This window comes from Bacteroides ihuae (assembly GCF_900104585.1).
GTDB classification, from domain to species: domain Bacteria; phylum Bacteroidota; class Bacteroidia; order Bacteroidales; family Bacteroidaceae; genus Bacteroides; species Bacteroides ihuae.
The window spans coordinates 323,201-338,385 of the sequence record NZ_FNVX01000005.1 but is presented as its reverse complement, the minus strand read 5'-3'; the positions used below and the strand labels follow the sequence as shown (position 1 = coordinate 338,385).

The window sequence follows — 15,185 nt, the reverse complement described above, 5'->3', positions numbered from 1 at the left end:
GAACACACAGATGACTTACACAGGTTTGGAAAATCTTTTTGAAGCTCCATTTCGCATCAATGGGTCAAAAACAGCCGCTACATTGCGAATATAAAGCATGCCGTCATCTGTTATGTTTATTTCTTCAGGAGTATAAGTTATGATACCATCATTCTTCATCTCCTCCAGTTTACTTGGGTCATAAGAGATATCGGTCTGAATGGTTTCTACATCCAGGCCGATATGTTCCGAAAGTTCTTTCCAGTTCATACGATTATTGCACATCAACGCAGTAATAACCTCACGAGCCAACTGCTCTTCCTTGTTGAGCGCATAACCACGCATGACAGGCAAGTAGCCTCTGTTGACAATCCCTATATATTCTTCGATGCCTCGCACATTCTGACAATAAGCAGAAGAGAGCTGGCTAATAGCCGTTACACCAAAAGCATAGACTTGTCCGGTAGTGGCACGCGTGCAATATCCCTGAAAGTTGCGATGAAGCATGCCGCTCTGAAGAGCAACATACAAGGCATCATCCGGCTGCACGAAGTGATCGAGGCCGACAGGTTTATATCCACAGCCTGTAAGTATGTCTATCGTTTTTCTATACATCATGCTTTTGTCTTCCGCAGAAGGTAATCCTGCTTCCTCCAGTTTCAACATGTTTTTATTTACCCATGGAACATGAGCATAAGAAAAGGTAACTAGTCTATCGGGGTTCAGAGTTGCGGCTTTCCGTATCGTCTGTGCAAATCCTTCTATTGTTTGTTTGGGCAGGCCGTAGATAAAGTCCATATTGATCTTCACGTTGTGAGAACGCAGTATAGAGAAAATTTCTTCCACGGCCAGAAGAGATGGAGTGCGATTAGAGATTTGGAGTACTTCTGTATCAAAGTCTTGCACGCCAATACTAAAACGATTAAATCCCGCTTCAAGCAATTGCAGCCAATGCTTTTCGTTCAAATAACCCGGATGACATTCGATCGCAATCTCAGGATGCTCAATACAAGCGAATGATGAAAGAAGTAATTCATTAATTTCTTTGAGGTAATGCAGCGGAATGGCTGTTGGTGTTCCACCTCCATAATGTATCTGGGATATTTTTCTGCTTTTATCTAGAAGTGGCAACACCTGCATAATTTCCTTTTTCACCGCATCCACATACGCAGCTACTACATCTTTCTTTGCCATTGGGTAAGAATTACATCCGCAGTAATGGCACAAACGTGGGCAGAAAGGAATATGGATATAGAATGAAATATAATCAGGATGTTCCTGATTAGAAGCGATCACTGCCTCAGTATAATCATTGGAGGTATACCCTTCATGAAAATAATTGGCTGGTGGATAGCTTGTATAGCGAGGCGTAGGAACATTGTATTTTAAAAGCAAATCAGATTTCATATACGCAATATTTTTCTAAAGTAAAACCAGATAAAGAGTAAAGAGATTAGGGATAGTCCGACTTCTACCAGAAATAGATTACTATATCCCACACAATCGGCCAACTTGCCACTTCCTACGGCTACAATCATACTGCTGAAATGCAGAATCACAATTTGCAAGGTGAAGTCGGTACCTTCACGACCTACCCTTACATAGTCCATGGCTACGGTATAAACCAAAACAGTAGAGAGTCCATAACTAAACCACAAGCAAAAGATGACAATATAGAGTGCAATATCGCCCACATTCTCCATCAAGGAAACAAAGACAAACAAGAGAGTGGTGCACAAAACAGAAGTAGCAAAAAGAGTAGCCGCATGTCCCCTCCCCCATCTACGAATAATATGTCCGCTTACATAGGAACCTAAACATCCGCAAAGCGACCCAAAAACGCTAAACATAAAACCAATATCAGCAATCGGGTAACCTAAATCTACCATCCATGGTTTTAGCATGGTCAGGGTTCCAATCAGTCCGGAATTAAAAAGAAAGAGGAAAGTTAATTGCGACCCTATTCTACGTTGACGGAAGAAGAGGTACAGGTCTTTCATACTGATAGGGATTCGCCCGGCACGCGAAATAAAGGTATGATCGCGATAAAGAAACAAAGGAATAAGCATAAGAAGAACGAAAGCTGAAAGCCCAAGTAACAGACCTGTCCACCCCATGAGTTTGTAATGAACCAGTAGCAAACCACCTCCAACCAAAGAACCAATAAAGCTGCCCATGCTCTGCATACTGTTTGCACGTCCTCTATCTTTCTTCGGAAATGAAAGTGTTGTTAAAGCATCAGTGGCAATATCCTGCGTACCGGAAGCAATAAAGGATACGATGATAAGGCATAAGACTACAGCGAAATTTGCTTTCAAATCAAGAAAAGCCAGCATAAAAATAAGAACGGCATAGACTATTTCTGAAGAGAAAATCCAGCGTTTGTATGTTGCCAAACCGGAAGTTTTCCTATCGACAACTGGTGCCCACAAAAATTTCAAAATCCAGGGAAGTTTAATAAGTTGCAGCATCCCAATAGCCGTAAGTGAAAAATTCTCTTGTCGCATCAATACGGGCAGTAGCGTACTGAAAAGACTCATTGGCACAGACTGCGCAATGTATAGTGACAAAAAGGTAAAGAGCTTATTAGCCTGTTTATCTGCCATTCTTTATTTTACTCGTTATAATGTCAATGAAATTGTGGTACCAAAGGTAAGGGGTTTTCCTTTCTGAGCAAAATTATTTCCCAACGAGCTGAGGTAAAAAGCCATATATTCTCTGGAAGTAGCATTCTTTATCCACAAATCAACTGTCAAGAACTTCTTTGAGGCAGATACTTTACCATTAAGCACTCCATAAAATCCTTGTTTCACTGAGTTATCATCATTAAAGTAATGTTTTCCTGTTCCTGTATATTGGGCAGAAAAGCAAAGTCTGTCAATACATCTTGAATTCAAGTTTAACGTATAGTCTCCACCAAGCATCAAAGTCTGATTAGGCACATAGGGAATATAGTTTCCTGAATAGTCCGCATCTCCATTAACATAAGTGCGAAATTTAGCTTCTGTATAACCGTAACTTAGCTGTAAATTCAAGGCGTTAGTAACTCTTCCATTAAGCGTTAACTCAACTCCCTTACTATATGATTTACCCGCATTAGCAAGCAGAGAACCTTTGCCGGTAGCCAAGGGATGTGAAATTTGTTGATGTTTCCAATCGATATAGAACAGGGCCAGATCTCCGTATATTCTATTGTTCAGCACAGAGAAACGATTACCCACTTCATAGTTCCAACTATATTCAGGAGAAAAGGTACGCTCATTGTCTGCACTAAAGGTAGTGTTGAAACCTCCTGTCTTATATCCTTTTGTGGTAGTTGCATAAATCATGTTACGAGGATCAAACTGATATTGAAGAGATAATTTCGGGGTAACCTGAGTAAAATTCTTGCCATCATTCAAGTGGGTAACCTGAGTTTTTTGTCCGTCAGCCACTTTTGATGAAGTATAATCCTGCTTGGCCTTCTCATAATCGAAACGCAAACCCAATGTCATGGATAAATTTTTAATGAGCAAGTCTTTCACTGTGGATTGATGATAGAAAGCGATGCCATAGTTTGGCTCATCATACTCTTTCAACGTAGTTGCAACCAGCACAGAGCGGTCACTCATTTGATAAAATCCAAAGAGGCCATTCAGCCATGAGTAACGACCATTTCCTTTGGAGCGCATTTCAAACTCTTGCGAGAACTGATGCTGTTGTTGCTTCTGAGTAACAAAATAAAGCGATGCAGTAGTAAAGTCTTGATCAATGGCTTGTCTGTCATCTAAGTTCTGGTATCCTGTAACAGATTTTACCTGAAAATGCTCAAAATCATAATCAAAAGTCAAACCGCTTGTCAGCACTCCCTGACGATAGGAACTATAATCATTGTAATTCACGTGTCCTATCTTACCCGTTTCGGGATCAATCAAGCCATACGGATAACCACCTTGATCGGTATATTCATAATTTGCAAAGAAGTTTGTTTCCAGCCCACAATCACTTTTCCAGATTAGTTTGGCTCTTCCCGAAACTAAATTTAGATCATCCGCATCACTTCCGGTATAATCATTTTTAAAGAAACCATTATTATGTTTATACTTGGCAGAAACAGAGTAACCGAATTTATCAGAAGTCTTACCATAATAACTTCCAGAGAATTGTGTTTGTCCATAATTGCCTAGTAACTGTCTGTAATTGACTCCCTGATAATCCAAGGGATTCTTTGTATAGACATTGATAATCCCTCCCATCGTATTACGACCGTAGAGGGTTCCTTGTGGACCACGAAGTACTTCAATTCGATTTACATCATTCATATCAAAGTCAAAAACAGACTTATCGAAGAAAGGCACACCATCAACATAGAGCCCAACTGAAGGTGAATTTATTTTGGAACCAATGCCGCGTATATATACCGGAGAAGTCAACTTAGAACCGTAATCAGGAAAATAAAGATTAGGAATATAAGCACTAATTTCTTTTAGGTCAACAATGTTATTTGTGTTCAGATTGTGAATTGAAAGAAGAGAAACGGAAGCAGGTATTTCACCAAGATTCTTTTTTTCTTTATAAGAAGAAATAAGTACTTCATTGAGCATCACGCGAAGATGAATAGCTGAATCGGCTAAAATAGAATCAATAACGGCCGTTTTTCCCCATGAGTTGGCACAAAAAAGTATTAAAAGGAATAATGTAAATGTTCTCATTCGATCTTTCTAAATTAGACTGCAAAATTACATAATTCAATTTTGCCATACAATCCTCATTAATTAGGATTTAGAGTGAGCATTTATCTCTTTTACAAGAAATGTGTAAGCTACTCAAGTTAACCTATAACAGAAAAACAGGTCAAAAAAAAGCGGTATACTTAAAATAAGTATACCGCTTCTTCTATGAGCTAAAAGCGCTCTTTTCTATTTCATTCCAGAATTACAACACGATTAAGATAATCTTTGCTAAACATATTGCTTGTTCCACCGAAACCGATTAACTCTAATTGCTCAGAAGCTACACCTTCTTTAATAAGAGCTTCATAAACAACCTTAGCACGTTTTTCGCTTAGTTTTTGGTTCAACTTAGCGCTACCAGTTGCTTTATCTGCATATCCTGCAATTTTATATTTCTTGCCTGGATTCGCTTTAATAATTTTCGCAGCCATCTGCAAGTTAACCATACCGCGATCACTGATCTTAGATCTTCCAATTTCGAAGAATACAGCGCGTGGACCTGCTACAGATACTTCTTTAACAACTTCTGTAGTTACAGGTTTTACATTAGCAAGAGCATTCTTAGCCTTTGCTAAATCAGCTTGAGCATCAGCCAGTTCACTTCTGTATCTGTTAACTTCATCATTGATTGCAGATTCATCAATTTTAGGACAAGTTACAAATTTCTTTCCACCAAAAGTATAGGTAACACCAGCAGTCAAAGAAACAGCTCCGTCAGTATATGCACTACTTTGCTTACCAAACATAGAAGGTGAAACTTCTCCTCTGGCTTCAATATTAATATCAAAATACTTATTGACATTAAATTGTCCCATCAAACCGACAGAACCATTGATCAAGGCATTAATCTTTCTTTGATTACCAAAAGCTTTTGCAAAAGTTAATCCAGGGCCTGCAAATGTAGAAATAGTGAACAAGCGATCTTCTTTATATCCAGCAACAAGGTTTGTTAGATTTAATAGAGCATCAGCATGTAGCGTCAGATATTTCTTGTTTTTTATTTCTTCATAGGTTCCTGCTGAATTATACTTTGAATACAATGTTGACCACATTCCAGCAAACTGACCACGAACACCCCATACTGGATTAATTAATTTACCCACAGATATACTAATCAGTGGAGTTATGGCATGTCCAAAGCCATAATCAAAGTTGTCTGGATTGACACTGCCTTGAGCTCCAACTCCAGCACTGATAAAGATATTATCCTTAAATCTCTCAGAATAGTACCTTTCTTTTGCACCTTCATTTTGAGCCATAGCTGTTGAAGCTCCAACCAAGAATAAAGATAATATTGCTATTTTACTTTTCATTGTTTATTATATTTTAAATATTTAACTCTTTTCACTATTACTTGCCTCGACCATTACTTACTTCAAAAATAGATTTAAGAGAAAATTTCTCTTCTAGTAAAAGATTCCATCTTTTACATTTTTATCTATGTATGTAAGCGGCTAAGAAGCAAATGGCCCTCACCAAACGCCAATAAAGCAAGACACTTATGGGACGGCCATAGGAGGAGTTATCTCCTTGTTCACAAAGTTAGCACCGAGATTACTCTTTTATTCTCTCACATTTTATACAAACAGAGTATACAGTAAAACCGGTTACGCCGCATATTAATTGAACCGAAGATATGGAATACTAAAGTAAAAAACATTTTATTGAAATAAAGCGTTCCTATATCACTTCCAGTATTCTTCACTTTTGATTCAATTTATATACGGTATCTTTCCTTTTTTATTCAGCACCACCTGCACCACCACCTGCATTAGTAGAACCTCCGTGAGTATCATGACTGTCATGAGTATCAACTAAAGGAACAATACTTACGCTAGATTGCCAAGTAGCTGTACCTCCCCAATTAATATTGTTAATCAGAAAAATGTATTCTTGGAGCTTAATAGTATAAATAATATTATAACCGTAAATAGAGTTACCTCCTTCATATAGAGTTGTATTTTTTGTTACTCTTGTCAAACCATATGCCTTATTAAGCTGTCTAGCCACATTTGCAATAAATTGATCTAAATCAGTTACGGCTCTTGTAGTTGGTGTTTCTGTAAATGAGAACCCTTCATTATAAGTATAACTAACTTCTATAGGGTCAACAGTAGCTGTGTTCAATGTCAATGGAGTTGTAATTACAATGGTTCCATCAGTAACATCAATAGTTGATGCTCCCATAGTAGTACCAGTCGGTGCTGTCGTAGGAATGAAATTATCCTTAACTACCGTTTGCATCTCAGCAGTAATATCATTTGCTGAAGGAGTTGTTACTTCAGTAGGTGACGTTGCTTGAGAGTCAGGAGTAAACAATGCTATATCAGCAACAGCAAAACTCGTTTGCCCATCTGCCACGACAACACAATATACCGTTTTTGTAACATCATAATATCCTTCAGCAGCGACAGAAACAGTGTGAGCACCTGAAGTAGTTACTTGCTGGATAAAAGCACCATTTGTTAATGCAACCACAGCATCATCAATTTTTACAGTCGCAGTTGAAATAGGTTGTCCATCAGAACCATCAGAAATTGATCCAACAACATAATACGCTGCCGGGTTAACTGTAGTTGTGTCAACCTCTTCTTTTTCATAGCAGCTAGTAAACATCGTACCGAAAACTGCCAATACGGCTAACGCCAACTTAGCGCTATAACCGAAAAATTTACCTTTCATTTTCATCTCAATAATTTTAATAAAATTAATAATTCAATAATTCTGATTTAATAAAATACGGGTTAAAACTATTATCTTGCATCATGTTATCACTAGCTTGGGACTTATAACCTTTCCCGTAAGTTCTTTCATTACCCGCATTGTAGCTAATCCCCATGTTTTTTGAAGTCACAATCCTAGGAATATATCCTTTTCTCTTATATTTATAAGGAGGTAAGGCTATTTGAAAACGAAAGCCTCCATTAAGCCCATTGTTGCCGGCATGCTCAACCTTCATAGCATAAAAACCGACAGAAGCATAACGAAAATGTCGGGTCATATCAAATCGTACTCCATATTCTCCTTCCAAGTATCTTTCGCCTTTCAAGCCAAACTGTGTGTTATATTTAGCCCAATAAAAATTTCCTCCTAAGTTTCCTGTTAAAAGCCATTTATTTCCGTGGTAATAAGCCCAGTTCTCAAAATATCCTCGCCCAGTATAACCAAGCCTTCCCTCCAAAGAGAAACGTTCATCCTGTAAGAAATGTTTAGCTCTTACATCAATTCCCCAACGAAAACTATTAAAAAAGCCCACGGAGGAAGTTAAAAGAGTTCGCAGGGGTAAACGGAACGATTGAGAAAGGGTTAAAAAACCAGGCCTCACTTGCTCATACCGAAGGCCATAGTCATTAACTATTGGTAGAACTATTTGGCCAGTAAATTTCATTCCTCTCCATAATGAAACTTCAACAGCTGGAGAGAGGTTAAGTAGAATGTCGTAAACTCTAGATAGTTTATAGTTTTGATAACTAAATTCTGGATATACCACTATATCAAATTTATACAAAGAGCTATTCCCCCTCTTCAAATTCTTTATCTTATCCCAGTTACTTCCCAGCTCATAAGTAGCTACCCAATCTTCCCGCCTCACAATGGAAGTACTATCATTCAGCGAAGATTGATAATATAAGGAAAGCTGCGGTATATTGTTATCTAAAATAATTAGACGACAATTCTTATTTTGAGGTAGCCCCGTTTGTTGTATCTGATCTATAGCTCTAGCGATACCAACACCACTTAAGCGGTAAGACGAATTCTCGATAGCAAAAGACCTTTCTGTATCATCTTCATGCCAACTAATATTTTCAAATCCCATTTTAGCTAATGCACTAACGGTGATCTCGCCATTCTGACAATATCCTTTCATTGAAAGGAAGCAGATGTGGAAGAGAAATATTTTTATTGCATGCTTACGAATTCTATTTGTTTCGTTTGAGCCAAAGCCTTTTCGTTTCATTCTATCAATATAAAGTAATAAGGTCAGGACATCCAAGATAATTATGCAAATTTAGACATTTTTTTATAAATCCTAGTATTTTTACATGAAAACAAAATGGTTTCGTCCAATTTTCTTTTCTTTTTTTCGTTTTTCATCTACAAATACTATAAATTTTGAAATTATATTGTAATTTTGCATACGAATTATGAGTAGAATTTTAGCTATTGATTATGGCAGAAAGCGTACCGGCATCGCTGTTACGGATACAATGCAAATTATTGCAGGCGGTTTGACCACTGTCGCAACCAATGAATTGTTAGATTTTATACTGAAATATATTAAAGAAGAACCTGTTGAGTGCATCATTATTGGCTTACCCAGACAAATGAATAACGAAGTATCTGAGAGTATGCAATACATAAGGCCTTTTATTAATAATCTTAGAAAAAAGATACCTGATATGACCATTGAGCTTGTTGATGAACGCTTTACCTCTGTCTTAGCCCATCGAACCATGCTTGAAGCTGGATTGAAAAAAAAAGATAGACAAAATAAATCATTGGTAGATGAAATAAGCGCCACTATTATTTTACAAACATACCTCGAAAGTAAACGTTACTAATTAAAACTTTTTGCAAGAAATATGATTTTACCTATTTATGTATATGGACAGCCAGTATTAAGAAAAGTGGCTGATGACATAACCCCAGATTATCCCAAATTAAATGAGCTCATTGAGAATATGTTCGAAACAATGGATAAAGCTGACGGAGTAGGGCTTGCAGCACCACAAATTGGTTTACCTATCCGCGTTGTTGTTATCAATTTAGATCCTCTGTCCGAAGAACATCCCGAGTATAAAGATTTTCGTAAAGCGTACATCAACGCACATATATTAGAATTTACCGGAGAAGACGTATCCATTGAAGAAGGCTGCTTAAGTTTACCCGGAATTCACGAAAATGTAAAAAGAAAAAATAGAATTCACGTTAAGTACCTTGATAGCAATTACACCGAACATGATGAATGGGTAGAAGGATATTTAGCAAGAGTCATGCAACACGAATTTGATCATCTTGATGGGAAAATGTTTATAGACCATCTTTCTCCTTTGCGCAAACAGATGATTAAAGGAAAACTAAATGCCATGTTAAAAGGCAAAGCTCATTGTTCCTACAAAGTGAAAACAGTAAAATAAGAACAGAAGATATTTTAATAATCAACAGGCATAATCTAAAGATATTAGTCCTGTTGATCTTTAAATATGTGAATATTCGACCAGTACAATCCAAACGAGCTTTAATTTAGTCAAAAAAGATAAAAAATGAGCCTTTGAATCTATTAGATGAATGAAAAATACTACTTTTGCTACGCTCACAAAAGTATATAAAGATCAATGGCAAAAAAAATAATATTAGCTCTACTGCTATTTCCGACTCTTATTGCTGCCCAAATAAACACAGAACGGGTCATGACTATTGCCCGTAATGCACTTTATTTTGAAGATTATGTGCTTTCTATTCAGTACTTTAATCAAGTAATTAATGCAAAACCTTATTTATACGAGCCCTATTTTTTTAGAGGTTTAGCAAAAATAAATCTAGATGATTATCAAGGAGCAGAAGCTGATTGCAATGCTGCCATTCAAAGAAATCCTTTTGTAATAGGAGCCTATCAAATACGTGGCCTTGCTCGAATTAAACAGAACAAATTCGATGGAGCAATTGAAGATTATAAGAAGGCAATAGAGCACGAACCTGAAAATGTAACATTGTGGCATAATTTGACACTATGTCATATTCAAAAAGAAGATTATAAGGAAGCTGAAAATGATCTAAGTAAACTTATAGCAATTGCACCTACATACACGCAAGCCTATTTAATGCGTGGCGAAGTATCACTAAAGCAAAAAGATACTATTCGTGCTTTACAAGACTTTGATTTAGCCATTAAAATGGATAAATACAGTCCTGATGCATGGTCATCACGTGCTATCATAAAATTACAACAAGGGAAATATGCTGCTGCTGAGTCCGACTTAGACAATGCAACACATTTAAGTTCCAAAAATGCGGGCAATTATATAAATCGAGCTTTAGCGCGTTTCCATCAAAACAATCTAAGAGGAGCTATGCAGGATTATGACGTAGCACTTGACATAGAACCAAGCAACTTCATTGGGCATTATAATAGAGGATTACTTCGAGCACAAGTAGGCGATGACAATCGCTCCATTGAGGATTTCGATTTTGTTATTAAAATAGAGCCTAAGAATATGATGGCTATTTTTAATAGAGGTTTATTAAAAGCACAAACAGGAGATTTGCGTGGAGCCATTAAAGATTATACAACTGTTATTAATGAATATCCAAATTTCTTAGCTGGGTACTATAATCGAGCAGAAGCAAGAAGAAAAATAGGCGATCGTAATGGGGCAGAGCGTGACGAATTCAAAGTATTGAAGATGCAATTAGATAAGCAAAATGGCTTAACTGCATCAAATAAAAACTCCCAGAAAGATTCTACTGACAAAAACAAGGATAACAACAAAACTCGTAAAAAGTCAGATAAGAATATGGAAAATTATGGCAAAATAGTTATTGCCGACGATTCGGAAGCTGAGAAACAATATAAGAGTGACTATCGCGGCAAGGTACAAGACCGGAATGTCGAAATTCAAATGGAGCCAATGTATCTACTTACTTATTATGAGAAAGCAAGTGAAGTAAAACGAACCATTCACTATCACAAATATATTGATGATTTGAATCGCACCAATGTATTGCCTAAGCGTTTATATATCACCAATGCTGAGTCCCCTTTGACAGAAGAGCAAGTAAGATTCCACTTTTCTCTAATAGATACTCATACCTCCGATATTGTTCAACAACCCAAAGATGCCCGAAGGCGTTTTTCTCGTTCTCTTGATTTCTATTTAGTTCAAGACTTCACGAATTCTATCGAAGACTTAACGCAAACAATTCTGCTTGACAACACCTTTTTTCCGGCCTATTTCATGCGTGCTTTAGTGAGATGCAAGCAATTAGAATATCAAAAATCAAAAGACGATTTATCGAACACTGTTGCTGCAATAAGCTTGGAAAGAAAGCCAGAAGTATTGGCACTAGATTACGATATGGTTAAAAGTGATTTGGACCACGTAATTGCTTTAGAACCAGACTTTGTGTACGCCTATTACAACCGTGCTAATGTGCTTGCAATGCTTAAAGATTATCGTGCAGCAATTGCCGACTATGATAAGGCCATCGGACTAAACAAGGATTTTGCTGAAGCCTATTTCAATAGAGGGCTAACGCAGATTTTCCTAGGCAATAATAAAAAAGGTATTACTGATCTAAGTAAAGCAGGGGAATTGGGTATTGCTTCGGCTTATAATATTATTAAACGTTTTACTGAACAAACAGAGTAACATTTCTCTATAAAAAAACAAAATACTTAAAAGATTTAATTATTTTTGCGTGCTAAAACGGAAATATAACACAATATATGATAAAAATAACATTTCCTGATGGCTCTATTCGTGAATATAACGAAGGGGTCAACGGTCTGCAAATAGCAGAAAGTATAAGTTCTCGTTTAGCGCAAGATGTATTGGCTTGCGGCGTTAATGGCGAAACGTATGATTTAGGTCGCACAATAAACGAAGATGCCTCTGTGGTTCTTTATAAATGGGAAGACGAGCAAGGCAAGCATGCTTTTTGGCACACTAGTGCTCATTTACTTGCAGAAGCTCTGCAAGAATTGTATCCAGGCATCCAATTTGGGATTGGACCTGCAATTGAAAGCGGCTTTTATTATGATGTAGATCCGAGAGAAGCTGTTATAAAAGAAGGTGACTTGACTGCTATTGAGGCAAAAATGCTTGAATTGGCTTCAAAGAAGGAAACGGTAGTACGAAATAACATCAGCAAAGCAGATGCGTTGAAAAAATTTGGTGATCGCGGTGAAACCTATAAATGTGAATTAATATCAGAATTAGAAGACGGACGCATCACCACATATACCCAAGGAAATTTTACAGATCTTTGCCGTGGCCCTCACTTAATGAGCACAGGAATAATTAAAGCAATAAAATTAACTTCCGTAGCTGGTGCATATTGGCGTGGCCATGAAGATCGTAAGATGCTTACCCGCATCTACGGAATCACTTTTCCCAAAAAGAAGATGCTTGATGAATACTTAGCGATGATGGAAGAAGCCAAAAAGCGAGATCATCGTAAGATAGGGAAAGAAATGGAGTTATTCATGTTCTCCGAAACAGTAGGTAAAGGTCTCCCAATGTGGTTGCCTAGAGGAACTGCTCTCCGCCTGCGATTAGAAGATTTCTTGAAAAAAATTCAAAAGCGCTTTGGATATCAGCAGGTAATGACTCCTCATATTGGCAATAAACAACTGTATATCACATCTGGGCATTACGCTAAATACGGAAAAGATTCTTTTCAACCAATACACACCCCAGAAGAAGGCGAAGAATACTTGCTTAAACCGATGAACTGCCCTCACCACTGTGAGATATACAAGTGGCAGCCTCACTCCTATAAAGACTTGCCATTACGCTTAGCCGAATTTGGAACCGTATATCGCTACGAACAAAGTGGAGAATTACATGGACTGACAAGAGTTCGTAGCTTTACGCAAGATGACGCACATATTTTCTGTCGTCCCGATCAGGTGAAAGATGAATTCCTTCAGGTGATGGATATTATCTTCATTATCTTTAAAGCACTAGACTTCCAAAACTTTGAAGCGCAAATATCACTTCGTGATCCTAATAATCGCGAAAAATATATTGGCAATGATGAAAATTGGGAAAAAGCTGAACAAGCTATTGTTGAGGCCTGCCAAGAAAAAGGATTAAAAGCTAAAGTAGAATTAGGAGAAGCTGCATTCTACGGACCCAAGTTAGACTTTATGGTCCGTGATGCAATCGGCCGTAAGTGGCAGCTCGGAACTATCCAAGTAGATTATAACCTTCCTGAACGCTTTCAATTAGAGTATACTGGCGCCGATAATCAAAAACATCGTCCTGTAATGATTCACCGTGCACCATTTGGTTCCATGGAAAGATTTGTAGCAGTATTAATAGAACACACTGGCGGTAAATTTCCTTTGTGGCTAGCCCCTGACCAAGTAGCCATTTTACCTATTAGCGAAAAATTGAATGACTATGCGCAAGAATTGAAGAAATATTTAGACACAATGGATATTCGTGCCATAGTAGATGAAAGAAACGAGAAAATAGGTCGAAAAATACGTGATAATGAAATGAAGCGCATTCCATACATGCTAGTAGTAGGGGAGAAAGAAGTCGCAAATGGAGAAGTCTCTGTTAGAAAGCAAGGAGAAGGAGATAAAGGAACAATGAAATTTGAGGATTTTGGCGAAATTCTGAATAAAGAAGTTCTAAATATGATAAATAAGTGGTAACTTTGCGGCCGATTGTAAAAGCATAGCATTCAGTAATGTTCTAAAGTCCGCTTTTACTTTAACTTTAAAAATAATTTGGTAATAAAGAAAAAACAAACTGGAAGTAACCGTTTTTTAATGAAAAATGACAGCTTAAAAGGGCAATTTCGAATCAATGAGCAGATTCGAGCCAAAGACGTTCGCATTGTAGGCGATGACGATATTGAGTCAAAAGTTTATCCGATATTTCAGGCATTAAAAATGGCTGAAGAACGTGAAATGGATCTCGTGGAGATTTCTCCTAATGCAGAACCACCTGTTTGTCGTATTATTGATTACTCTAAATTTCTTTATCAGTTAAAGAAGCGTCAAAAGGAACAAAAAGCGAAACAGGTAAAAGTAAACGTGAAAGAGATACGTTTTGGGCCACAAACTGATGATCACGATTATGAGTTCAAACTAAAGCATGCAAAAGGCTTTTTGGAAGATGGTGACAAAGTTAAGGCATACGTATTTTTTAAAGGGCGATCTATCCTTTTCAAAGAACAGGGTGAAGTATTGCTACTTCGTTTTGCTAATGATTTAGAAGACTATGCTAAAGTAGATCAAATGCCTGTACTCGAAGGTAAAAGAATGACTATCTTTCTTTCTCCTAAAAAGAAAGAAGGGCAAAAAAAAGTAGTTTCAGCTGCTCCCCCTGCTCCAGCTAAAATCACAGTTGTGAAAGCTGATAAAGTCGTGAAAGCTGAAAAGAGTCTTGAAGAAGATGATAACGAAGAGATGCGTAACGCGCAGGTATAGTGCGTTGCCATATTAAATTAATAATTTAAAAACAAGTAAGATGCCAAAGATGAAAACTAACTCCGGTTCTAAAAAAAGATTCGCTCTTACCGGAACAGGTAAAATCAAAAGAAAGCACGCTTTTCACAGCCACATTTTGACTAAGAAAACAAAAAAGAGAAAAAGAAACTTGTGCTACTCTACAACTGTTGATGCAACAAATGTGAGCCAAGTTAAGGAACTCTTAGCTATGAAGTAATCAAAGCGTAAAAGTATTATTAAAGTATTAACCGAATGCATTAGCTTTAAGTTTATAACATGAAGTTATGACGCTAACATTCAAAAAA

The 15,185-nt window shown here is 37.2% G+C and carries 12 protein-coding genes; 6 read left to right on the top strand and 6 right to left on the bottom strand.

The features are described 5' to 3' along the window. Positions 1 to 15 precede the first annotated feature (15 nt). From hemN to BQ5338_RS06885, 6 genes are all read right to left on the bottom strand, one after another. Positions 16 to 1,386, bottom strand: a complete 1,371-nt coding sequence (gene hemN / locus BQ5338_RS06910) for an oxygen-independent coproporphyrinogen III oxidase (RefSeq protein ID WP_071146107.1) — start codon at positions 1,384 to 1,386, stop codon at positions 16 to 18. Beyond that, positions 1,383 to 2,585 (bottom strand): MFS transporter, encoded by a 1,203-nt coding sequence (locus BQ5338_RS06905; RefSeq protein WP_071146106.1) that lies wholly within the window; start codon positions 2,583 to 2,585, stop codon positions 1,383 to 1,385. The genes hemN and BQ5338_RS06905 overlap by 4 nt, the downstream gene beginning before the upstream one ends. A 15-nt stretch (positions 2,586 to 2,600) precedes the next feature. Beyond that, on the bottom strand, positions 2,601 to 4,670 hold the full coding sequence (locus tag BQ5338_RS06900) for a TonB-dependent receptor (protein WP_071146105.1): 2,070 nt from the start codon (positions 4,668 to 4,670) through the stop codon (positions 2,601 to 2,603). Between the two features lie 212 nt (positions 4,671 to 4,882). After that, complete coding sequence (locus BQ5338_RS06895) at positions 4,883 to 6,004, bottom strand: OmpA family protein (protein ID WP_071146104.1); 1,122 nt, start codon at positions 6,002 to 6,004, stop codon at positions 4,883 to 4,885. A 427-nt stretch (positions 6,005 to 6,431) separates the two neighbouring features. Further along, positions 6,432 to 7,379: a DUF3869 domain-containing protein gene (locus BQ5338_RS06890; RefSeq protein ID WP_078063421.1), complete on the bottom strand. Its 948-nt coding sequence runs from the start codon at positions 7,377 to 7,379 to the stop codon at positions 6,432 to 6,434. Positions 7,380 to 7,398: 19 nt separating this feature from the next. Next, positions 7,399 to 8,649: a hypothetical protein gene (locus tag BQ5338_RS06885; RefSeq protein WP_071146102.1), complete on the bottom strand. Its 1,251-nt coding sequence runs from the start codon at positions 8,647 to 8,649 to the stop codon at positions 7,399 to 7,401. Between the two features lie 187 nt (positions 8,650 to 8,836). Here BQ5338_RS06885 and ruvX point away from each other — a divergent pair, with 187 nt between their 5' ends. The 6 genes from ruvX to rpmI all read left to right on the top strand — a co-directional run bounded on the left by ruvX (position 8,837) and on the right by rpmI (position 15,097). After that, complete coding sequence (ruvX, locus tag BQ5338_RS06880; RefSeq protein ID WP_071146101.1) at positions 8,837 to 9,253, top strand: Holliday junction resolvase RuvX; 417 nt, start codon at positions 8,837 to 8,839, stop codon at positions 9,251 to 9,253. A 21-nt stretch (positions 9,254 to 9,274) separates the two neighbouring features. After that, positions 9,275 to 9,829, top strand: coding sequence for a peptide deformylase (def, locus tag BQ5338_RS06875; RefSeq protein WP_071146100.1), 555 nt, complete (start codon positions 9,275 to 9,277; stop codon positions 9,827 to 9,829). Between the two features lie 198 nt (positions 9,830 to 10,027). After that, positions 10,028 to 12,061 carry a tetratricopeptide repeat protein gene (locus BQ5338_RS06870; protein WP_071146099.1) on the top strand — a complete coding sequence of 678 codons (2,034 nt, stop codon included), beginning with the start codon at positions 10,028 to 10,030 and terminating at the stop codon, positions 12,059 to 12,061. Positions 12,062 to 12,138: 77 nt separating this feature from the next. After that, positions 12,139 to 14,079 carry a threonine--tRNA ligase gene (thrS, locus tag BQ5338_RS06865; RefSeq protein ID WP_071146098.1) on the top strand — a complete coding sequence of 647 codons (1,941 nt, stop codon included), beginning with the start codon at positions 12,139 to 12,141 and terminating at the stop codon, positions 14,077 to 14,079. 117 nt (positions 14,080 to 14,196) lie between these two features. Continuing rightward, the gene (gene infC / locus BQ5338_RS06860; RefSeq protein WP_078063455.1) at positions 14,197 to 14,859 is read left to right on the top strand and encodes a translation initiation factor IF-3; all 663 of its coding nucleotides are present in this window, start codon (positions 14,197 to 14,199) and stop codon (positions 14,857 to 14,859) included. Between the two features lie 40 nt (positions 14,860 to 14,899). Continuing rightward, entirely contained in the window at positions 14,900 to 15,097 is a 198-nt protein-coding gene (gene rpmI / locus BQ5338_RS06855; RefSeq protein WP_071146096.1) for a 50S ribosomal protein L35, read from the top strand. The last annotated feature ends 88 nt before the right edge of the window (positions 15,098 to 15,185 follow it).